The sequence below is a fragment of the Geoalkalibacter ferrihydriticus DSM 17813 genome (assembly GCF_000820505.1).
GTDB classification, from domain to species: domain Bacteria; phylum Desulfobacterota; class Desulfuromonadia; order Desulfuromonadales; family Geoalkalibacteraceae; genus Geoalkalibacter; species Geoalkalibacter ferrihydriticus.
Genome location: NZ_JWJD01000004.1, coordinates 201829 through 223214 on the forward strand (window position 1 = coordinate 201829; position 21386 = coordinate 223214).

General features: G+C 60.7%; 22 protein-coding genes and 1 riboswitch. Of the genes, 15 read left to right on the top strand and 7 right to left on the bottom strand.

Annotation, left to right across the window (positions count from 1 at the left end; all coding sequences use genetic code 11):
• The first annotated feature begins 6 nt into the window (after positions 1–6).
• From cbiM to GFER_RS11965, 3 genes are read left to right on the top strand one after another with little or no spacing between them, the layout of a single operon-like run.
• Complete coding sequence (gene cbiM, locus GFER_RS11955; RefSeq protein ID WP_040099890.1) at positions 7–630, top strand: cobalt transporter CbiM; 624 nt, start codon at positions 7–9, stop codon at positions 628–630.
• Positions 630–1556: a cobalt ECF transporter T component CbiQ gene (gene cbiQ, locus GFER_RS11960; protein WP_040099891.1), complete on the top strand. Its 927-nt coding sequence runs from the start codon at positions 630–632 to the stop codon at positions 1554–1556. Before cbiM ends, cbiQ begins: the two co-directional genes overlap by 1 nt.
• 28 nt (positions 1557–1584) lie before the next feature.
• The gene (locus GFER_RS11965) at positions 1585–3465 is read left to right on the top strand and encodes an ABC transporter ATP-binding protein (protein ID WP_082048053.1); all 1881 of its coding nucleotides are present in this window, start codon (positions 1585–1587) and stop codon (positions 3463–3465) included.
• Between the two features lie 291 nt (positions 3466–3756).
• Here GFER_RS11965 and ppc read toward each other — a convergent pair whose 3' ends face one another.
• On the bottom strand, positions 3757–6552 hold the full coding sequence (gene ppc / locus GFER_RS11970; RefSeq protein ID WP_040099892.1) for a phosphoenolpyruvate carboxylase: 2796 nt from the start codon (positions 6550–6552) through the stop codon (positions 3757–3759).
• A gap of 131 nt (positions 6553–6683) precedes the next feature.
• Positions 6684–6977, bottom strand: a complete 294-nt coding sequence (locus tag GFER_RS11975) for a hypothetical protein (protein ID WP_040099893.1) — start codon at positions 6975–6977, stop codon at positions 6684–6686.
• Positions 6978–7329: 352 nt separating this feature from the next.
• Between GFER_RS11975 and GFER_RS11980 the strand changes: the two genes are divergently transcribed.
• The 9 genes from GFER_RS11980 to GFER_RS12010 are packed head-to-tail and all read left to right on the top strand — an operon-like array spanning position 7330 to position 15032.
• The gene (locus GFER_RS11980; RefSeq protein ID WP_040099894.1) at positions 7330–8727 is read left to right on the top strand and encodes a cbb3-type cytochrome c oxidase subunit I; all 1398 of its coding nucleotides are present in this window, start codon (positions 7330–7332) and stop codon (positions 8725–8727) included.
• A gap of 15 nt (positions 8728–8742) precedes the next feature.
• On the top strand, positions 8743–9615 hold the full coding sequence (locus GFER_RS11985; protein ID WP_040099895.1) for a cbb3-type cytochrome c oxidase subunit II: 873 nt from the start codon (positions 8743–8745) through the stop codon (positions 9613–9615).
• A 3-nt stretch (positions 9616–9618) separates the two neighbouring features.
• Positions 9619–9759 (top strand): cbb3-type cytochrome c oxidase subunit 3, encoded by a 141-nt coding sequence (locus tag GFER_RS18295; RefSeq protein ID WP_074669432.1) that lies wholly within the window; start codon positions 9619–9621, stop codon positions 9757–9759.
• A gap of 42 nt (positions 9760–9801) precedes the next feature.
• Positions 9802–10287, top strand: a complete 486-nt coding sequence (locus tag GFER_RS19000) for a c-type cytochrome (protein WP_040099896.1) — start codon at positions 9802–9804, stop codon at positions 10285–10287.
• Complete coding sequence (locus GFER_RS11995; RefSeq protein WP_052446341.1) at positions 10284–11546, top strand: 4Fe-4S dicluster domain-containing protein; 1263 nt, start codon at positions 10284–10286, stop codon at positions 11544–11546. The genes GFER_RS19000 and GFER_RS11995 overlap by 4 nt, the downstream gene beginning before the upstream one ends.
• Positions 11543–11716: a hypothetical protein gene (locus GFER_RS18930; protein WP_153304543.1), complete on the top strand. Its 174-nt coding sequence runs from the start codon at positions 11543–11545 to the stop codon at positions 11714–11716. Before GFER_RS11995 ends, GFER_RS18930 begins: the two co-directional genes overlap by 4 nt.
• Complete coding sequence (locus GFER_RS12000) at positions 11713–14139, top strand: heavy metal translocating P-type ATPase (protein ID WP_139171914.1); 2427 nt, start codon at positions 11713–11715, stop codon at positions 14137–14139. Before GFER_RS18930 ends, GFER_RS12000 begins: the two co-directional genes overlap by 4 nt.
• A 3-nt stretch (positions 14140–14142) precedes the next feature.
• On the top strand, positions 14143–14322 hold the full coding sequence (gene ccoS / locus GFER_RS12005; protein WP_040099898.1) for a cbb3-type cytochrome oxidase assembly protein CcoS: 180 nt from the start codon (positions 14143–14145) through the stop codon (positions 14320–14322).
• Positions 14322–15032: a sulfite exporter TauE/SafE family protein gene (locus tag GFER_RS12010; protein ID WP_052446342.1), complete on the top strand. Its 711-nt coding sequence runs from the start codon at positions 14322–14324 to the stop codon at positions 15030–15032. The genes ccoS and GFER_RS12010 overlap by 1 nt, the downstream gene beginning before the upstream one ends.
• Here the strand turns inward: GFER_RS12010 and GFER_RS12015 are convergent.
• The 5 genes from GFER_RS12015 to GFER_RS12035 all read right to left on the bottom strand — a co-directional run bounded on the left by GFER_RS12015 (position 15019) and on the right by GFER_RS12035 (position 18917).
• The gene (locus GFER_RS12015; protein ID WP_235264089.1) at positions 15019–15915 is read right to left on the bottom strand and encodes an SDR family oxidoreductase; all 897 of its coding nucleotides are present in this window, start codon (positions 15913–15915) and stop codon (positions 15019–15021) included. The two genes, GFER_RS12010 and GFER_RS12015, sit on opposite strands and share 14 nt — an antisense overlap.
• Positions 15912–16865, bottom strand: coding sequence for a diguanylate cyclase (locus GFER_RS12020; RefSeq protein WP_040099899.1), 954 nt, complete (start codon positions 16863–16865; stop codon positions 15912–15914). The genes GFER_RS12015 and GFER_RS12020 overlap by 4 nt, the downstream gene beginning before the upstream one ends.
• Positions 16866–16913: 48 nt before the next feature.
• Positions 16914–17681, bottom strand: a complete 768-nt coding sequence (locus GFER_RS12025; RefSeq protein WP_040099900.1) for an RNA methyltransferase — start codon at positions 17679–17681, stop codon at positions 16914–16916.
• Positions 17682–17758: 77 nt separating this feature from the next.
• A complete protein-coding gene (locus tag GFER_RS12030) occupies positions 17759–18283 on the bottom strand; it encodes a ferritin (RefSeq protein ID WP_040099975.1) in 525 nt (174 codons plus the stop codon).
• A gap of 181 nt (positions 18284–18464) precedes the next feature.
• On the bottom strand, positions 18465–18917 hold the full coding sequence (locus tag GFER_RS12035) for a hypothetical protein (RefSeq protein WP_040099901.1): 453 nt from the start codon (positions 18915–18917) through the stop codon (positions 18465–18467).
• A gap of 416 nt (positions 18918–19333) precedes the next feature.
• Here GFER_RS12035 and yihA point away from each other — a divergent pair, with 416 nt between their 5' ends.
• The 3 genes from yihA to cobU all read left to right on the top strand — a co-directional run bounded on the left by yihA (position 19334) and on the right by cobU (position 21357).
• The gene (yihA, locus tag GFER_RS12040; protein ID WP_040099902.1) at positions 19334–19930 is read left to right on the top strand and encodes a ribosome biogenesis GTP-binding protein YihA/YsxC; all 597 of its coding nucleotides are present in this window, start codon (positions 19334–19336) and stop codon (positions 19928–19930) included.
• A 66-nt stretch (positions 19931–19996) separates the two neighbouring features.
• Positions 19997–20213: riboswitch (cobalamin riboswitch) on the top strand.
• A gap of 98 nt (positions 20214–20311) precedes the next feature.
• Positions 20312–20833: a cob(I)yrinic acid a,c-diamide adenosyltransferase gene (locus GFER_RS12045; RefSeq protein ID WP_040099903.1), complete on the top strand. Its 522-nt coding sequence runs from the start codon at positions 20312–20314 to the stop codon at positions 20831–20833.
• Positions 20834–20838: 5 nt separating this feature from the next.
• Positions 20839–21357, top strand: a complete 519-nt coding sequence (gene cobU, locus GFER_RS12050; RefSeq protein WP_040099904.1) for a bifunctional adenosylcobinamide kinase/adenosylcobinamide-phosphate guanylyltransferase — start codon at positions 20839–20841, stop codon at positions 21355–21357.
• The last annotated feature ends 29 nt before the right edge of the window (positions 21358–21386 follow it).

Genomic DNA, 21386 nt, shown 5'->3' on the forward strand with positions numbered 1-21386 from the left:
GCGGCCATGCATATTTCTGATGGGGTTCTGCCGGTCAGCGTAGCTCTGGGGAGTGGGGCGGCGAGTCTCGCCCTGGCCGCCTGGAGTGCGCGCCGCACGCCCAGCGAAGACTTGCCGAAACTGGCGGTGGTTGCGGCATCCTTTTTCGTTGCCTCCCTGGTTCACGTGCCTCTAGGCCCCACCAGCGTCCATCTGCTGATTCCGGGACTGGTCGGCATCCTGCTGGGCTCCGCATCATTTCTGGCCATCGCCCTGGGTCTGGTCCTGCAAAGTCTGCTGTTTCAATACGGCGGATTGACCGCCCTGGGGGCCAATGCCTTGCTGATGGGCATCCCGGCCCTGATCTGCGGCTGGCTGTTTCAGCGCCTCAAGGGGCACAACCGCAAGCGCCAGATGATCGTCGGCGGCATTATCGGCGGCCTCGGCACGGTCTTCGCGGCCATGCTCCTGGCCGTTCTTCTGGCCAGCGGCGGCGAGGATTTTTTCGGCGTGGCACGCCTTGCGGTGCTTGCCCATGTGCCGGTCGTGGCCATCGAGGCTCTGGTCAGCGCCTTTACCATCGGGTTTCTGTGCAAGGTCAAACCTGAACTTCTGCACCTGGCCCAAACCGGCCTGAAACGGGAACATTGATGATTTCAACGCCCGGCGGAGTCATCCAGGCAGCGGCCGGGATTTTACCCGCCGCCTTGCTGATTCTGCTCGGCGGTGCGAGTCTGGTGGCCATCTTGCTCAAGCGGGCGGCGCGCAATAGGCGCGACGGCTCGCCGGAGCAAAACTGGGCGGTTCCGGTCATCGATCAGGCCGGCGGCGACTCGCCCTTTCACTGCTGGGATGTGCGCTTTAAACTCGTGAGCCTGCTGGCCTTTGCTTTTTTCATCGTCGCGACGCGCTCCCTCACCAGCGCGCTGCTCGCGCTGGGGTTGGCCGCACTCACTGCGGCGGCCGCGCGGGTCTGCTGGAAGCGCGTCGGGCGGAGGCTGCTGGCCATGAGCGGCTTTCTCGCCATGTTCGTCATCGTCATGCCGTTGACCGCGGTGGTTTATCCCGACGACACCCTGTTGGTTTTTCCGGAGATTTCGCGCCTGCCCCTCAATCTGCGCGGCCTCGAACTGGCGCTTGCGATCTGCGCCAAGGCCTGTGCCGTAGCCCTGCTCATGGAGCCGCTGCTGGCCACCGCGCCTCTCTCCACCACGCTTGAGGGACTCACGCGCCTGGGGGTACCGCCCAAAGTCGGCCAGATGATCCTGCTCGCCCACCGCTACATTTTCGTCTTTCTTGAAGAAGCGCGCCGCATGACGATCGGCATGAATGTGCGCGGTTTTCGCAAACGCACCCAGGTGGAGACCCTGCGGGTCATGGGCAATTTTCTCGGCATGCTGTTCATCCGTAGTTTCGAGCGCACCCATCGGGTGTTCGACGCCATGCAGGCGCGTGGGTTCGAAGGCGTCTTTCCGCAACAGGCGCAATTTCACGCCCAACCCAGCGATTGGCTCAAGGGAGCCTTCTTCTTGGCCCTCGGGCTGTTTCTCGTAATTTTCGATCGCCTCTGGTCCTGAACCACGCCAAGGAGGACGCTTCTTCCCAATGCACCAGATTCATCGCCTGCCCCCCATGCCTTTTACGGGCGAGGCCCTGTTCGACATTCGCAGGCTCAATTTCCACTATCCCAACGGCCACTGCGCCCTGCGAAACATCGACTTGCGCATCGCACCCGGCGACCGCATCGCCCTGGTCGGGCAAAACGGCTCCGGCAAATCAACCCTGGTGCGCCACCTCAACGGCCTCTTGGCCGTGCAGCAGGGCCGCCTTACCTACAAGGGGCTGCCCCTTGGGGGTGAACACCTGCGGCGCGCGCGCCTCGAAATCGGGCTGCTCTTTCAAGACCCCGACGACCAGTTGTTTTGCAACTCCCTTTACGAAGATGTCGCCTTCGGCCCCCTCAATCAGGGCCTGCAAACCCCGGAGGTTGATCTGCTGGTCAAAGAGTCCCTGGCACAGGTCGGTCTCGGGCATCTGCTGTACAAACCCTCTCACCACCTGAGCTACGGGCAGAAAAAACGCGCGGCTCTCGCCACGCTTCTGGCCATGAAGCCTGAAGTGCTGATCCTCGATGAGCCCACCGCCAACCTGGATTCGGCCCAGGAAAACATCCTCATCGAGCTGCTGCGCGACTTTGCGGGCACCCTGATCTGCATCACCCACGACCTGCTCTTCGCTTATGAACTCTGCCGCAGGGCGGTGGTTCTCGACCAGGGCCGCATTCACCACGATTTCAGCATGCCTGAGCTGGTTTCGCATCGCCCTTCCCTGCGCGAACACGGGCTGGATTTCTCCTTCCGTCTGCACGATCCCCTGGCCACGGCAGCGCCTCTGCCTGCGGCTGAAATTGCCGAACTCGCACCGCCCCGGGCTGTGGCGCCGCCCCCGTCCGGTGCCGGGCACGCCCCTCCCCTGGTGGAGCTGCGCGCTTACCATTTTGCCTATCCGGACGGCACCTGCGCCCTAAACGGCATCGATTTCAGCCTGAGACCAGGCGAAAGCGTCGCCGTCGTCGGCGAAAACGGGGCTGGCAAAACAACTCTGTTATCCTGTCTCCTGGGTGTGCGCCACGGCGAGGGCGCGCATCTTTTCGCCGGACGACCGGTCGGCAAAAAACAGCGCCGCGAACTCTGGCGCCAGGTCGGCATGGTGTTCCAGGATCCATCCGATCAGCTCTTTTGCGCCAGTTGCGCCGAAGAAGTGGCTTTTGGTCCGCGCCAGATGGGCCTGCCCACCGACGAGATCGCGCGGCGCGTGGCGGAAGCCCTGGCCCGAGTGCGGCTGGCGGGCTATGAAGAACGCGTGCCCCTGCATCTTTCGGGCGGCGAGCGTAAGCGGCTGGCCATCGCCACGGTTCTGAGCCTCAACCCCGAAATCCTCATCCTCGACGAGCCCACCGCCGGCCTCGACCCCCAGGGCGAAGAACTCTTGCTGGAGATTCTAGGAGAACTTTCACAAACCCGCGTCCTGGTCAGTCACGACCCCTATCTGGTCGGCAAGCTGACACAACGCACCCTGGTCATGCACCAGGGCCGCATCCTTGAGGATTATTCCACCGCAGAATTTCTCGCCGATCAGAACCACAAAAACCTGAACGCTTTGGCCCTGAGTTACAAGTCTGTCTGCTGCAACGAAATTCGGGAATTACAGCACCGCCATGAGCACAGCCACCCTCATCGCCATCTGCACGAACATGCCCACCGCCACGGCGACTTGGTACACTGTCACCTCCATGAGCATGAACACATGCATCCGCACGACTACATCCATGCACATCACACCCATTCAGAGCAACATGACCACCCCCCGCAACCGCGCTACCACGAGCACGGCCATGCCGAACATGAACAGGAGCCTCACGAGCATGAACATCGTCCGGAGGCTCCCCTTGAACCTAAAAAAACGGCGCCGGACGCAGACAGATAGCACGTTTTTTATTTTCGTAACAATTAATTTGACATACGTATTTTTTTTTCGTATGTTCTGACCTGGTTGTGCTTCCGTCCTTGGCAGGGGGAATAGCAGCCAACCTGCAATCGACTCTCCTACCTTGGAGCCCCCTTTTGTTCATGGGGGCAGCAACGGCCTCCCATCCGCGCTGCCCCCTTTTTTCATTTTCAAGCCCCACCTCGTGCCACATGCGGCTCGTCCTGTCTTCTAATTCCGGCTCTTTTCAGCGCGTTTGCGTTACGCCAACCTGCCTAAGTGCGCGAGACACTAGCCCGTATTGCGCAACCCCGCCGCGATGCCGTTAATGGTTGAAGCCAGCACGTAATTGAGTTCATCGCTGTCCTCGCCGCTGCGCTTGCGGCGCAGCAACTCAACCTGAATCAGACTCAGGGGATCGACATAGGGGTTGCGCAGGCGCAGACTCTGGGCCATATCGGGCGTGCGCTCCAGCAGCTTCTGCTGGCCGCTAACCGCCAGAACCATCGCGCGGGTGCGCTCAAACTCCTCCACAAACAAAGCAAACACCCGCTCACGCAACGCCTCGTCCGCGACCAGCCCCGCATAGAGCCGCGCCAGGGGCAGATCGACTTTGGCCAGCGCCACTTCGACATTGCGCACCAGATCGCGAAAAATGGGGAAGTTCTTCATCATGGCCTGCAGCAGATCCAGACCGCCCTGATGCTTTTTCGTGAACGCCTCAAACGCACATCCGACGCCGTACCAGCCGGGAAGCAGGTGGCGGCTCTGAATCCAGCCAAAGCCCCAGGGGATGGCACGCAGATCGTCGAGGCTGCGGTTATCGCTGCGCCGCGCCGGGCGCGAACCGATTTTGGCCAGGTCGAATTCCAGCACCGGCGTGGCCTGCTCGAAATAAAGCAGGATATCGGGGTTATCGGCAATGTCCCGGCGGTAGCAGGCAAAAGCGCTTGCCGACATTTCATCCATGGCCTCAAGCCACTGCGATTGCGGCTGGGGGTCGGCCACGCCGGGGCGCGTCAGGGCTTCCAGCGAAGCGGCGACCATGAGTTCCAGATTGCGCAGAGCCAGAGAGGCGTCGGCGTACTTGAAATTGATCACCTCGCCCTGTTCGGTGATTTTCAGGCACCCCTCAAAGGCACCGGCCGGCTGGGCGACGATGGCGCGATGGGTGGGACTGCCGCCGCGCCCCACGGTGCCGCCGCGCCCGTGAAAAAGCTGCAACCGCACCTGGCACTGCTCAGCGACGCGATGCAGATCGCGATGCGCCTTAAAGATCTCCCAGGTGCTGGTGAGCATGCCGCCGTCCTTGTTGGAATCCGAGTAGCCAAGCATGACTTCCTGGCGGCGCTGCCAGGAATCGAGCAGCGGCTGGTAGTCGGGCGCGCTCCACAGCGCACGGCAGATATCAGGAGCGTTTCGCAGATCGGTAATGGACTCGAACAGGGGCACCGGCATCAGACCCGGATCTCCGCGCTCCTCGCCCCCCCGGACCTCGATCCCGGCCACCCCGCACAGCCATACCAGGTTGCGCAGATCCGCCGCGCAGGTGGCGCCGCTGATGACGTAACTGCGGATGGCCTGAGGGGGATATTCGCGCTTAAGAGCGGCAATTGTCTTGAGGGTATCGAGCAGCTCGATGGTCGCGGCGCTGGGCTGCGGTACCGAGGCAGCACCGGACTGTTCATCGAAGTGCGCCATGGCGCCGAGCTCCTCCACCGCGGCACGATGAACGCGGGCATGCTGACGGATGTCGAGGCTGTGCAGATGAAATCCGAAGGTCTCCAGGCGGCGCAGCACCGGATCGACATAATTGCGCGCCAACCGTTCCGCACCATGGGCGGACAGGCTGCGCCGCACCAGGCGCAGCTCCGCGGCTAACTCCTCGGCGTCGGCGTAGCCTTCGGCCTGGTTGGGATCAACCAGAGTCTGTTTCAGCCGATACAGGGCGATACGCAGAAATTTGCGGTAATGCTCGCAATCGGGATAGCCGGCGGTACTTGACGCGGTCTCGGGAAAGGCCTCCTGCGCTTTGGCCGCTGCCGCAAGCAGCTCGTCGCTCGCGCCGACCCGGCAGGCCGAAGGCGTGAGCAGCTCGCGCAGCTCTTCCAGGTTGTCGAGATACACCCCGAGAATGACTTCCCGCGCCCGCTCCAGCGCATCACGTGTGGCCGCCGGGGTGACGAAGGGATTGCCGTCACGATCGCCGCCGATCCAGGAACCGAAGCGCACCACCACCGGCAACTCTGCAGGGGTCGGCGATTGCCCGTACACATCGCTGAATGCCTCTGCCAGGTCGCGGTAGAAATCGGGTAGAGGATCGATGAGAGAACCCCGATAGTGGTCGATGCCCATGCGGATTTCGTCTCCCACCTTCGGCTGGCGACGGCGCACTTCATCGGTCTGCCACAGGGCGTTGATCTCGGTGAGGATTTCATCCTGCATGTGCGCCGCCTCGCTGGCGGACAGGGGCAGGCGATCGAGGCATTCGAGCATGCGATCGAGGCGCCGGCGTTTGTAGCGCACCACACGCCGCGCGACTTCCGTGGGATGGGCGGTGAACACAGGGATGACGCTGACACGCGCCAACTGCGCGAGGGCGCTCTGCATGTCGCATCCGGCGTCTTTGAGGCGCTGCAGGGTGCCGCGCATGGAGCCCGGCTTGTCGCCGCCGGGCTGCAGGCGCGCCGCCCGCCGGCGGCGCTTGCGGTGGTTGGTCTCGGCCAGGTTGGTCAACTCGAAATAGGTGGCAAAGGCCTTGACGATCTGGTGCGCGTCATGCAGCGACAAACCGGCGACCAGCTTCTGGGCCTCTGCCTCCAGCTGCTGCTCCTCTGCGCAGTTCAGAGCGGCGCTCGAGCCTTCGGCACAGATCTCGCGATGGCGAATGGCACCGGTGCGCAAAGCTTCTTCGGCGGCGAAGATATGCTCGCCGGCCTGTTCACGCAGCACGACGCCGAGCAGTTTGCCCAGCGAGCGCACATCGCGCCGCAGGGGCAGTTCCTTGCGCTGCCCATCGCAGGTGATCAATTCCTCCAGGCGCTCGGCCTGGTTGTCTGCGCGCCAGAAAAGTTCCGGTTTTTCCATGTCCACCCCTTGAAGATTGAAGGTTCAGCCGAAAGAATCAGAGTAGATAGAATCCCTGAATCAGTAACTGCCACTCAATCTTAAGGGCTGTGCGGCAAGATGCAAGCGGCACGGACAGAGACTGGGGAAAATCAGCGCTGCTCGAACATTCCGCTCACCGATTCGACCAGAATGTCGAAAGCCTGCTCGCGGGTCACATCTTTGGGCAGCCAGCGCACCAGCACCTCTTCAAGTTCATTGAGCACGTTGCCGTCGCGACAATCGTAGGCATCCATCACCGCTTCCAGCATGGGAATGACCTCGAACAGGTCATCGGCCGCAAAGGCATGGCTGTCGGGCTTGCCGATGAATTTCGGACTGTGCTTGTTGGCGTGGTTTTTGGGGTAACGATAAAAAAGATCGGACGGATTGATTCTGATTCCCATGAGCCGGCTCCTGAAAAGAGGTTGGAAATTGCAGATCTTGCGGGAAGCCCTCTATAGCAGTTGGGTCACGCCCTGCTAGACTTAAGGCATGTCCATCCTTGCCATGCAAAAGGTTCACCAGCACGACAAATAGCGGAAAATGGCGGTTTCTCCCGCGCGAATGCCTCACAAAGAGCCCTTAACCCATGCCCTTTGCCTGCAAAACAAGCATTCTCTCTCCCCGTGCCGATCCTGCCCACCCGCGCGCAAACAGGCCACCAGAAAATATAACCAAGCCGGTTGCATTTTATTTTTTCAGCAGTATACTACGGCCAATTTTTTATTTTCGCCATCTCAACGGGCAGGAGGCAGCATGGAAACACCGAACTACAATGTAGCCATTGTGCGCAGCTTCATTCACTGGAGTATTCTCTGGGGAGTGGTCGCGATTCTGGTGGGGGTTCTCATTTCCTTTCAACTGGTCTACCCTAACCTGAATCTTCCGCCCTATCTCACCTACGGTCGCCTGCGCCCTCTGCACACCAATGCCGGTATCTTCGGCTGGGCCATCGGCAGTTTCTTTGCCCTCTACCTCTACATGGTGCAGCGCCTGTGCCGTCGGCCTCTGTGGAGCGATGGGCTTGCGCGTTTTCAGCTCTACCTGTTCAATTTCACCATCATCGTTGCCGCCGTCACCCTGCTTATGGGCTTTACCCAATCCAAGGAGTATCATGAGCTGGAATGGCCGGTGGACATTCTGGTGGTGGTACTGTGGGTGGTCTTTTCAGTCAATGTCCTCATGACCATCTTCAAGCGCAAAGAGCAACAGATGTATGTTTCCCTGTGGTTCATGGCCGCCTCCCTGATCGGGGTGGCGATTCTCTATCTGGTCAATTCCGCGGCGATCCCCGTTTCTCTGTTCAAATCATACTCGGCCTACGCCGGTGCCAACGACGCCAATGTGCAGTGGTGGTACGGCCACAACGCGGTAGCCATGGTGCTGACCCTGCCGCCGCTGGCCATCTTCTATTATTTTCTGCCCAAATCAACGGGGGTCGCCATCTACAGCCACCGCCTGTCCATCGTTGCCTTCTGGAGCCTGGTCTTCATGTACCTGTGGACCGGCGCCCACCATCTGCTGTGGACGCCGATCCCCGACTGGGTGCAGACTCTTGCCATGGCTTTCTCCATCATGCTCATCGCCCCGTCCTGGGGCTCGGTCATCAACGGCTATCTGTCCATGAACGGCCAATGGCATCAGATGCGCGAGAATTACCTGGTCAAATTTCTGATTCTCGGCATCACCTTCTACGGCCTGCAGACCCTGCAGGGGCCGCTACAGGCGGTGCGCTCCTTCTCGGCGTTCATCCATTACACCGAATGGGTGCCGGGTCATGTGCACATGGGAGCGCTGGGCTGGGTGTCACTGGTGCTGTTCGCAGCCTTCTATTACCTGGCGCCGCGCATCTACGGCCGCGAGCTCTACAGCATCCCCCTGGCCAATCTGCATTTCTGGCTGGTGCTCCTCGGTCAGTTGATCTACTCGGTGAGCATGTGGATCGCCGGGGTGCAACAGGCCGGCATGTGGCATGCCATTGGCCCCGATGGCAGCCTCGCCTACTCCTTCGTGGAGAGTCTCATTGAAATGTATCCCTACTATTGGGTGCGCGCCTTCAGCGGGGTGATCTATGTCGCCGGAGTGGCGGTCTTTATTTACAACCTGGCCATGACCGCCCGCCGCGGCAAGCCCCTCACCGCGGCCACTGCCTGAGAGAGGAGATTGTTTATGTTCGGCTCCTGGGAAATCAAGCCTTCTGTCTTCCTCGCCCTGGCGACCCTCGCCATTCTGGTCGGCACGGTCGTCACCATGGTGCTACCCTTTGCCTGGATCAACACCGAGGGCGACCGCATCGAAGGGGTGACCCCTTACAACCCTCTCGAACTGGCCGGGCGTGATGTTTACATTCGCGAAGGCTGCAACAACTGTCACACTCAGACGATACGCCCCCTCGTGGCTGAAGTACTGCGCTATGGCGATTATTCGCGCGCCGGTGAATTCGTCCACGATCGCCCCCACCTGTGGGGATCGCGCCGCACCGGTCCTGATCTGGCGCGCATCGGCGGCAAATATCCCGATGCCTGGCATTATCAGCACATGGCCGATCCGACCGTTTTTGTGCCGCGCTCCAACATGCCGGCTTATGCCTTTCTCAACAACAGGCAGGTCGATCCTGATCTGACGCGGCGCAAGATGGAGATCCTGAGATTCCCCTACGAGGTGGAGCAGATCAGCGCACTGCGCGGCAAGACCGAAATGGATGCCATCGTCGCCTACATGCAGAAACTCGGCACCGGGGTGGAGCGCACCGAAGTGGCTGCAACCCTTGCCTCCCCGACGACGGATAAAAACCCCTTCGGCGACGACCCACAGGCCCTTAAGGAAGGCGCCGATCTCTACCGGCAACACTGTGCCGCTTGCCACGGCGCCGATCTTCAGGGCGGCATCGGGCCGGAGCTTGCCACGCCAGGCCGGGATGACGCGGATCTGTTTCAGGTGATTTTCCACGGCATCATCGAAGGCGGTATGCCGTCCTATGCGACTTTGGGACAAGAGCGGGTCTGGAAAATGGTCGGCTACATTCAGTCGCGACAGGAGTAGGGCATGGGACTCAAGGAAATTCTGTATCTGGCGGTAACTATCGGCATGTTTGCGGTGTTCGCTGCGATTGTGCGCTATGTTTACAACAGCAAACGCCGCCGCCGGCTGGAAGAGCCCAAACATCGCATGCTTGATGAGGATTGAACCGCGACACCCAGGATTCTTTCACCAGAGGAGATCGACGCCATGCTTGAGGATCACCAACACAAACGCCCGGCGCGTGAATTCGACGGCCTGATCGAAATGCGTTCGACGCCTGTGCCCCGCTATTTCAGCATCCTTTTTTACGGTCTGATCATTTGGGGGGTGCTGTTCATGGCCTACTACCTTTTCAGCGGCTGGAGCTCCGAAGGAGAGTTCGCGCGCAAGATGAGCGCCCATCTGGAACAGACCGCCGCGCAGCAGACCCAACCCGGCACTCAGGCCACGCCTGCGGTCGATGCGGACGAGGCGCGCCACCTCTATAACCAGCACTGCGCAGCCTGTCACGGTGGCAGCGGGCAGGGCGGTATCGGCCCGGCCCTGGATGACACGCAATACAAGTACGGCAATGAGCGCGAAGCCGTCATTCAGAGCATCGCCCAAGGCCGGCCTGCAGGCATGCCCGGTTACAACAATCAGTTTTCCGCCGCCCAGATCGAGGCCTTGGCCGATTATCTGAAAAAGCTGTGACGCATTTGACCATCGCGCCCGGCCTGCTCGGTCCCTGGCGCCGAGGTTTCCAGTGGGCATTGAGCCTCACGCTGCTCGGTGTTCCCTTCATGCACCGGGGCGGCGAGAGTCTGTTGCGGCTTGACTTGCCCGGACGGACTTTGTATGCCGCGGGACGTTCCCTGCCCATCGAAGATCTCTATCTGGCTCTGCTGCTGGGCATCGCGCTAATTCTGCTATTTCTGCTCCTCACCCTGGCCCTGGGCCGCGCCTGGTGCGGTTGGGCCTGCCCACAAACCACCCTGAGCGATCTACTGGAGTGGTTCGAGGGGTACAGCGCTCGTCTTATGCCCGCCGCCGGGCCCTGGTGCCGCGCCGGATTGCGCCATCTGTTCTGCCTGGCATTGGCCCTGCTGGTGGCCGCCAACCTGGTTTGGTATTTCATAGCACCCTACGATTTCTTCGCGCGTCTGGCGGAGGGGCATCTGGGTTATGCAGCTGCCCTGAGCCTGGCGGTGGTGACTGCGACGGTATATTTGGACCTGGCGTTCGTGCGGCGCCTTTTGTGTCGCGAATTCTGTCCCTATGGGCGCCTGCAGAGCGCCCTCATCGACCCAGGCACACTGACCTTGCGCTTTCACTCTGGCGAGGCCAGGCGCTGCATCCGCTGTTCGGCCTGTGTGCGGGCTTGTCCCATGGGCATCGACATCCGCCAGGGTGAGCAGATCGAGTGCATCAATTGCGGCCGATGCCTCGATGCCTGCCGCAAGGTGATGGCGGTCCGCCATCAACCCGGCATCATCCGCTACACCTTCGGCCTTGAAGGGCGTGGCGCGGCGGCACTGCTCAACCCGCGCCTGCTGTTGGTCGCCGGTGCCTGCGTGGTGGTCTTGGTTATTTTTGTCGGCACCCTGGTGCTGCGGCCACCCGCAACCTTGAAGCTGAGTCGCCCGGCTGAAATCGTGGCCAGCGCCCTGAGTGATGGACGCAGCGCCAACTTTTTCCTGGCGGTGGCGCACAATCGCGGACGACAAGCCCATGAGGTTTCTCTTCGCGCAACAACCGCTGATGGATCGCCCCTGGAGGTCCATGGCCCGGTACAGCGCGTTTCATTGGCCGGTGGAGAACGACGGCGTCTCGATTTTGCGGTGGTTACGCCGGCGGATGCGATTCCCGCGCCCATTATACTTACGCTTTACGACGCGCAGGGCCGCACCCTGGTGCAGAGCCGCGCACAACTCATCCTTCCGCCCACCAGCACAGAGAGGGTTTCACCATGAAGCAGAAAAACCCCGCAAACTTCTGGCCCTGGGGACTTGGCCTACTTTTTCTGGCCTTTCTCCTTTTCTCCGGCTGGTCTATTTATGCCGCCGGAACCCGGGTCAGCCCAGTGGTTGACGACTACGGTCAGCATTCTACCCCCGGCCGCAGTCTCAACAAGCCTCAATGACTCCGGATTCCATGGTCTGCGCCCATTGCGGTCTGAGCATAACCGCCACCGAGCGGGTACGCGGCCGCATCGCCGGAATTGATCAGGATTTCTGCTGTCAGGGCTGTCGCGGCGCCTTCCTCATCCTTACCGATGCGGGTCTTGACGATTTCTATCGGCGCCGCGAAGGCGAAATCGGCCTGCCGGCGGGTGCCTATGAGAATGCTTACGGCGAAGACTATTTAGCAAATTTTGTGCGTCCCGACCCGGACGGGGCGCAACTGTGCTTCATCGTCGACGGCATTCGCTGCGCTGCCTGCGTCTGGGTTCTGGAAAAACTTCTCGGCCGCTGCGACGGGGTGTTGGAGGCACGTCTCAATTACGGCAACCACCGCGCCCGAGTGAAGTTCGATCCGACGCGCACCAGCGCCGCGCGGATTTTTTCCGCCGTCGCCCGCATCGGTTACCTGCCCCGGCCCCTGAGCGTCGATCAAGGCGAAGAGCGTGCCGAGCGGGAAAGGCGGGCGCTGCTCATTCGATTCGGCACCGCCCTCTTTCTGTCCATGCAGCTCATGGGCTACTCCCTGGCTCTTTACGCCGGCTATTTTCAGGGCATGGATGCCCAAGCCAAGCAAATCTTCCACTATTTTTCCGCCGCCGTGGCCACCCCCGTAGTGTTCTACTCGGGCGCGCCCTTTCTGCAAGGAGGCTGGCGCAATCTGCGTAATGGTGTGCCCGGCATGGATTTGCTCATTGCCATGGGCGTGCTGGCGGCCTACGGTACCAGCCTCTACGCCACCTTTGCGGGCGGCGAGGTCTATTTCGACACGGCTGCCATGATCGTTACCCTGATTCTTGCGGGGCGCCTCTTCGAGGGCGCCGCGCGTCGCCGCGCGGCGGCCGGCATCGATCTGCTGCTGCGTCTCGCGCCTCAGACGGCGCGGCGCTTGCTGGGAGAACAGCGCGAAGAGATCTCGGCCTCCCAGGTGCGTTGCGGAGATCTTCTTGAGGTACGCCCGGGCGAGCGTTTTGCCGTGGATGCACAGGTGGTCGGGGGTGAAACGGAGGTCGATGAGGCGCCCGTGACCGGAGAACCCCTGCCGGTCTGGCGACGGCCGGGAGACCAGGTAGCCGCCGGCACTCTCAATCTGAGCGCTCTGGTTCGCGTACGCGCCACGGCAACCGCTGCGAACTCTTTCATTGCCCGCGTTGCGCAGTTGGTGGAGGAGGCACAGATGCGGCGCGCGCCCATCCAGCGCCTGGTCGACCGCATTTGCGCTCTGTTTGTGCCGGCGGTCATGGTCCTGGCGCTTGCGACATTTTTGTTTTGGAGTTGGCGCGCCACGGAGATATCGCCGCTGCTGGCGGCGGTCGCGGTGCTGGTCATTGCCTGCCCCTGCGCTCTAGGTCTGGCAACCCCCATGGCCGTGCTGGTGGCCACCGGCGCCGCCGCCCGGCGCGGCATCCTGTTTCGCGGCGGCGACATTCTCGAAATGACCGGACGGCTCACCCTGGTCGCCTTTGACAAAACCGGCACTCTGACCCTGGGACGTCCACGTCTGACCGATGTGTACCCCGCGCACGGCAGCGTCGATGAATTGCTGGCTCTGGCCGCGCAAGCCGAGTGCGGCTCCAGCCATCCCCTGGCCCAAGCCCTGGTGGCCGAGGCGCGCCGCCGAAGGCTTGATTTTACTCCGGCCCAAAATGTGCGTACCCTACCCGGACGCGGCCTGGAAGCCACAACGCCGCAGGGATCGCTGCGAGTCGGCAGCGAGGCCTTTTTGCGCCAGGCCGGGATCGACATTCCGCCGTCGACCGCCCTTGAGGGGGCAACCCAGGTCCATGTCGCCCTGGATGCCGACTATCAGGGTGTCATTCTGCTGGAGGATGCCTTGCGGCCTGAAGCTGCCGCGTGCCTTCAACAATTACACACCCTGGGACTCTCCCAGGCCCTGCTCACTGGGGACAGCCCTCAAGCCGCGCAACGCCTAGCCGCCAAATTGCCCCTGTCGTCTGTTCATGGCGGACTCAGCCCGGCGGACAAGGCCGCCTGGATCACCGCCGCGCGCGCGGAACGCGAACGTGTGCTGATGGTCGGAGACGGCATCAACGACGCCCCGGCTCTGGCCGCGGCACAGGTCGGCTGCGCCATGGTCGGCGGCACCGACATCGCCCTGGAAAACTCCGACCTGGTTTTGACGCGACCCGACCTTGGGCGCCTGGTCGAAGCCCTGTTATTGGCGCGCCGCGCCCGCATTCTCATCCGCCAGAATCTGCTCTGGGCCTTTGCTTACAACCTTCTCGCGTTGCCCCTAGCGGCGGCCGGACAATTGGCCCCGGTACACGCTGCCGCCGCCATGGCCCTAAGCTCCATCTGCGTAGTGGGCAATTCCCTGCGTCTCGGGCGCAAGGAATTGCTTCGACCTGAGATAAGGGTAAACTGAGCCATGCTGCAATCAACCCTAATCCTCATTATTCTATCCTTATTCATTGGAGCTGCTGTCTGGCTGGTATTTATCTGGGCCGTCAAACGCGGGGAATTCGATGACATCGAAGGACCCAAGCACCGCATGCTTGACGAAGACGATGCACGATCCGGCAAACCAAATCGCCGAAGGGATTCCTGATGCCCGCCTGCTGCCCTTCCGAAATCGCCTCCAGCGGGCCGCTGCTGCTGAGCATGGCTCTGGTCACCGGCCTGCTTGGCTCCGGCCACTGCATCGGCATGTGTGGCGGCATCATCGCGGCGCTCTCCCTGAGTGTACGCCAAGGCGGTGCAGGGCTGTGGTTCCAGCTGGCCTATCATCTCGGCCGCCTGACCACCTATGGGGTCATGGGTGCAACTCTGGGCTGGGTAGGAAGCATGGTGGTTTATACGGAAGGATTTCAGGCAGCCAGCCGAGTGATTCTTATCGGCGCCGATCTGCTGCTCATCGCGGCAGGACTTGCCACTGCGGGGCTGGCCGGGCGCCGCAGCCCCCTGGAAATAGAAGGGATGGTGCCGACCCGCTTGATCGGAAAAGCCGTCATCCGCCTGCGCCGCTGGCCGCCGGCCCTGGCGGCGCTGCCCCTGGGCTTGGCATTCGGCCTTCTGCCCTGTGGTCTGGTTTATGCCGTGGCATTAACCGCGGCGCAAAGCGCCGATCCTGGACGCGGCGCCCTTTTGATGCTGGCTTTCGGCCTTGGCACGGTGCCGGCCTTGATGCTGGTGGGGGCCGCCGCCGCCTGGCTGGGCCAACGCGGCCGCCGCTGGATGATGCGCGCCGCGGGATTGACGGTTGCACTCATGGGCTTATATCAACTGCTGCGCCATCTGGGGCTGCTCACCCCGCACTGAGACTGGCCGGCAAACCATCGCGCAACCTGGGGAATTGCAACTCCACGCCCAGATCGTTCATAATTTTTTTATTGTTCATGATTCTTGATTCTATAAAATAGCTGAACAAAAGAGGCTTCATGAGGCGGCGGGCCTCCTCCAGAGGGATCTGCGGCGGGCAGGGAATCCCCAGCAACTCGGCAACGGCGGTGAAATAGGCTGTCGCAGAACAGGGTTCATCATCACAGACATTGAACACCGCCCCGGGTCGGCCCTTTTCCGCGGCCGCCAGGCAGATCCGCGCGAGATCCTCGCTGTGAACGCGACTGGTCGGCTTGCTCTGCGATTCGACCAGCAGGGGATGTCCATTTTGCAGGTGCACGACCGGCAGGCGCCCCGGCCCATAGATATTGGCGATGCGCAGAGTGACCAGAGTTACCCCATGCTGCGCGCCCCAGGCACGCAGAGTTTCCTCGGCATCAAAGCGCCGCCGGGCGCGCGCCGTCAAAGGCTGCGCGGGACGGCTTTCATCAACCGCGACATCGCCGCTGTCGCCGTAAACCCCGCTGGTGCTCAAATAGACCAACCGCGCAGGCAGGTTTCCAGGCGCCAGGGCGGCCAGAAAATTTCTCACGCGCATCTCGCTGAAACCGCCCCCCGGCGGGGGCGCGAAGTAAAATACACTCCCTCCGCCGAGATCCGGCAGCCGCAAGGACGCAGGCTGGTCGAGATGGCCGAGGCACGGCTCTACGCCTAGAGCCATCAATTCACACGCCCCTTGTTCGCTGCGCACCAGACCGGCGACGGGCAATTGCCGCTGCTGAGCAAGGCGTGCCACGCGTCTGCCGATATCGCCGCAGCCGACAATGAAAATCCGTCCCAGAAGCTGTTCGTTAGAGTTCACGCTCTCTGCCCCTTGACACGGTTGCGGCCCTCGCGTTTGGCCTCATACAAACAGCGGTCGGCACACTCAATCAGGGCCTCGGCGGCCAGGCGTTGGCGCGTGGAGGTCTCAGGCAGACTGGCGACACCAAAGCTCGCAGTCGTCCTGACAGGGCCCTGCGGCGTGCTGATGTCAAACTGGGCCAGAGAGCTACGCAGGCGCTCGGCAACCACCAGGGCACCGTCCAGATCAGTTTCCGGCAAGACCACCAGGAATTCCTCCCCACCATAGCGAACCGCCCAGTCGAGGTCATGGCGCAACGCATCGACAACACTCACCCCGCATTGCTGCAACAGCAAATCCCCAACCTGATGGCCGAACTGGTCATTGACACGCTTAAAGTGATCGAGATCAAACAGCAGCAGGGAGAGCGGCCGCCCATAGCGAACGGCGCGCCTGATTTCCTGGGGCAAACGTTCGGCCAGGTAACGACGATTGAAAAATCCGGTAAGGGAATCCTTGACAGACAGATTCTTGAACTCTTCGAGACTTTTTTTGAGGGAACTCTCCAGATCAAGAATACGCCGGGCGATTTTCAGGCGCGCACGCAACTCGGCCTCGCCCAAAGGCTTGACCAGATACTCGTCGGCGCCGGCTTCAAGGCCTTCGATCAAATCCTCCCTGGATCCGCGCGCAGTCAAGACAATAATATAGATGTAGTACTTCTGAAACCGCTCACGAATGGTTCGGCACAACTCCAGGCCATCCATGCCGGAGACCACAAGGTCGGTGATGACGATGGGAAAATACCCTTGCTCCAATTGCGCCAGGGCGTCCGGACCATTGGTCACGCACAGCGAGGCGTGTCCGGCACCCTCAAGGGCATTCTGCAGCAGGCTGCAAATCGGCGGGTTATCTTCGACGACCAGCACCGGGAAAGTCGACGAAGAGTCACACTGAGAACCGTCCATGAGCCGTGGCTCCTTTCACAAATATACGACCAATGCAACCCACAAGCCTCACCCCTGGGCCCCGCCGTCCCCTTTGCGCCGACCGCGCCAGTCGCGAATGCTCCAAGCCAATTGTCCCCACATGCCGCGCAACATGCCGGCTTCGGCGGACGACAATCCGGCACGGCGAAAGATGTCGCGCAAAGGGTTGGTGACTGCTTCGGGACGCTCGGGATTCAGAAAGGCAATGCGCTGCAGCACAGCTTCCATGTCTGCATACAGGCTTGCCATCTCCCCCTGGCTCGCTGGTTCTTGCCGCGGCGCGGGAGTTGCGCAGGCCACCGACCGGCAAGTTTCATAAAGACAGACAACCACGGCCTGAGCCAGATTGAGGGAGCCTCCCTGAGCCGAGGTACCGATGGTGGCGGCATGGCTGCACAAGGCCACCTCGGCATTGGTCAGCCCTGCGTCCTCGCGCCCGAAAACCAACCCGGCGCGACCGGCGGCGGAGAGCGTCGCAAAGGTTTGCGGCAACCGGGAGACATCCAACAGCTCACCACGCATGCGGCCCATGCGGCGCGTGGTTGCGACAGTTATTTCAAGATCGGCCAGGGCCTCGGCCAAACTTGCATAAACCTGCGCCTGCCCAAGCAGATCGGAGGCAAAAACCGCAAGCTTATGCGCCTCCGGGTGCAGGTAATGACACGGATTGACCAGACGCAGATCGCTGACACCGAAATTGGCCATGGCACGACAGACCATGCCGATGTTGCCGGGATGGCGGGGCTCGACCAGGACAACGGCAATACGCTCAGAAAACGGCAAAGCTTGTGTCATTCGAATATCCGGGAGATTCCGTGCAATGGAAAAAGGGGAGCATCCGCCCCCCTTTTATTGTCAATGAAAGCGCCGCCTCAACCGCCGGTGACACTCATTCCGGCCGGCGGCACAAAAGTGCGCGAACCGGCTTCCTGATCAAGCATCAGCAAGCCGCGCCCGTCGCCTTCAACGCGTTTGAGCTTTTTCTTCACCAGCCCAAAACTGGCCTCTTCTTCCACCTGCTCGGTGACAAACCACTGCAGGAAAATCTGCGCGGCATGGTTGCTCTCGTCACGCGCGAGGTCCATAAGCTTATTGATACGATCGGTGACGAAATATTCATGTTCCAGAGCATAGTCAAAAACGTCATAGGCCGATGTGTAATCACCCTTAGGCGCATCAATCGGCAACATCACCGCGCGTCCGCCCGCCTCGCAGATAAAGTTGAAAAACTTTTCTCCGTGCGTCATTTCCTCCATGGCCTGAACGCGCATCCACGCGGAAAAACCGGGCAGGTCTTCCGCCTCGAAATAGGCCGCCATCGCCTTATAAAGATAAGCGGAAAAGAATTCGTTTTTCATCTGCTCATTCAATGCGTCCTGCAATGTCTGGCTCAGCATGAGATTTCCTCCCAGGAACAAGAAAAAAAAGGTTACGCAGGGAAACCCGGCGTTTTCGGTCGATTTATATTTATACACCAGTGGAAAATCAGTGTCCACAAACCACCGCAACCACAAAAAAGGCAGGTCCACCACCGGCGAACCTGCCTTTCAAATTATTTGTTCCGGTGCCGGGCAAAAATCAGCGATCGTCGAAAACAATTCGACGCAATCCGTCAATGGCGAAATTGCCCCGGTTGATATCGTCGGTGAACGGATTGCGATAGGAATAAGTCAGGTAGGTGCAATCACAGTCGGAGGGGAGAAACGCGTCCTGTATAATAAACTTCTGGCCATCGGTCTTGCGCGTCAGTTCCATCTCGCCCGCACTGATGTCATTGCCGAACATGCTGTAGCTGGCGTTGGGACTGTCAAAAAAAACGATTTCTCTTACGGCGTCCATGGGCACTTCAAGAGCGGTCCCATTAAACCACCCCTTGATCAGGTTGCGGTCTTCAATGCGAAAAAACCGGACTTCCTGGCCGTCGATGGTGACGAATCTACCCGAGCGGGTCGCCCCGGAAGCGGTGCTGACCAGCACGGACAAAAGAAGCAGCGGGATGGCGACATAGCGCAGCCACTTGCAAATCTTCATTTCAAAAATCTCCTTTTTCAATTGTTTTATTCAATTTCAGGAATCGGGTAAAAAAAGAAAACTCCGCGGGACTTTCGACACCCTCACTCAGACAACCGGGCATGGGCTCCCTTGCATTGACGTCGAGAATGTCGCTCCTCACGGATTAAGCCTTTTTTAAATGGCTGCCGCCAGCCTCATCTCTTAACAGTTTTTGAAAAAAAATTCAATGGTTTTTCCCTGGGAAGACAAGTTCATTCCACCGCAAAAAAAGATCGAACTCGCCAGAAAAACCCAACATTTCCCACGGCTGGATAGCTGGGCTCGCGATTTTTCCCCCGCGCGGAGAAAACATGCTATCATAGCCGCCACGCCTGCCGACACTTTAAAGAGACCCACTAACCGTAAAACTTTTCCAGCTCCGCCGAGGTCGCATTTTGCACATCAAATCTGCTGAATTTCTTAAAAGTGCCGTCCACCCAGAGCATTATCCGGAAGAGAGCCTTCCGGAAATCGCCTTTGCCGGGCGCAGCAACGTCGGCAAAAGCTCGATGATCAACTGCCTGCTCGGGCGGCGCGGTCTGGTGCGTACCTCCTCGACTCCCGGACGCACCCAATTGCTGAACTTTTTCACCGTCAACGATGCCTTTCAACTCGTCGACCTGCCCGGCTACGGTTTCGCCAAAGTCCCCCTGGCGGTTAAACGCAGTTGGGGGCCGATGATCCGCACCTATCTCGAAAAGCGCCGCAGCCTGCGTTGCGTGGTGCTGATTCTGGATATCCGCCGGGTGCCCAGCGAGGAGGATCTGCAATTTCTTGACTGGCTTGAAGAATACGAGATTCCCACCATCCCCGTGGTCACCAAGGCCGACAAAGTCACCCGTGGTCGCCGCCGGGACCATCTGAAGAAAATCGCCGAGGCTTGCGCCCTGCCGGTAGAAGCTTTCACCCTGTTCTCCGCCACCAGCCGCGAGGGTCGCGAAGAGATTTGGGGGCGGGTTGCCGAAGCGCTGAATCCCGAGGAAAAACCCTGATATTTTCAACCATTGACAGTTCCGAACGCCTCTGCTAAAAGAGTTTGCACCAAAAATTGTTTACGTACGACCCTTATTGATTCGGGTGCCCGCCGCAGCTTCAGCGCAGGCGGGAGAATAGGGAAGAGGGTGAAAGTCCCTCGCTGCCCCGCAACTGTAAGCGGTGACGAACGCCGATCTTAAGGCCACTGTTTTTTACCTGCTTCAGGTATCGGAAAACGGGAAGGCCCGGCCAGTAGGATGACCCGCAAGCCAGGAGACCTGCCCGAATGTCGGTTTACTCATCCTTCGTGGGAAGGGGTGGGGCCCGTCGTTCACTTATCTGAACCCCGGCCTCGCATCCTGCGACCGGGGTTTTTTCGTGCGATTGAAAGGACGGTTTTGAAAACGGGACTGATTCAGGTCTACACCGGCGAGGGCAAGGGCAAAACCACCGCCGCCCTGGGCCTGGTGGTGCGTGCCCTCGGCCAGGGGCTGCGGGTGCTGCTGGTGCGCTTTCTCAAGACGGAGCAACCGATGAGCGGTGAGGTCCGCTTTTTCCAGCAGACTCCCGGCCTGGAGATTCTCACTTCAGGCGTGGGCGGCATTCGTCAAGGGCAGGACAGGGAATTGTTGCGCTCCAGCGTCACCCGAACCTTCGCCGAAGTCAAACAGCGCCTGGCGCATGAACACTATGACCTGGTGGTCCTCGATGAAATTAACGGCGCCCTGCATAAAGAACTCCTCAACGTGCGGGAATTCCTGCAATTTCTCGATGAGCGTCCCACCAACACTGAGCTGGTACTGACCGGGCGCAACGCCCTGCCCGAAGTGCTGGAGCGCGCCCACCTGATCAGCCGTATCGACAAAATCAAGCATCCCCTCGACCAAGGCATTGCCGCCCGGTGCGGCCTGGAGTTCTGACGTCTATGGCACGAACTGTCTTCATCACCGGCGGCGCCCGCTCGGGCAAAAGCACTTTCGCGCAGCAGCAGGCCGAAGCCTGCCCCGGCCCTCTGCTCTACCTGGCGGCCGCGCGCGTCGAGGACGCGGAGATGGCGGCGCGCATCCAGGCCCATCGCGCCGTGCGCGGCGCACGCTGGCAGACCTTGGAGGAGCCCCTGGAGATCGTGCGGGCGCTGAGCGGTGCTTGCGGTTATGGCGCAGTGCTTTTTGACTGCGTCACCCTGTGGCTGAGCAATCTGCTTTTTCATCATCAAGAAGATCAGACGTTGATCCTGAACGCCGTTGACCAGCTTGCCGCAACCCTGACCCAGCTTGAAATACCGGTGTTCATTGTGAGCAACGAGGTCGGCAGCGGCATCGTCCCCGAAAATCGCCTGGCGCGACTGTTTCGCGACCTGGCCGGCACCGCCAACCAGCGCCTGGCGGCAGTGGCTGACGAAGCCTGGCTGGTCGCCGCGGGCTGTCCCTTGCGCTTGAAATAAAACACGAATCCCTACAGAAAGAAGGAAAG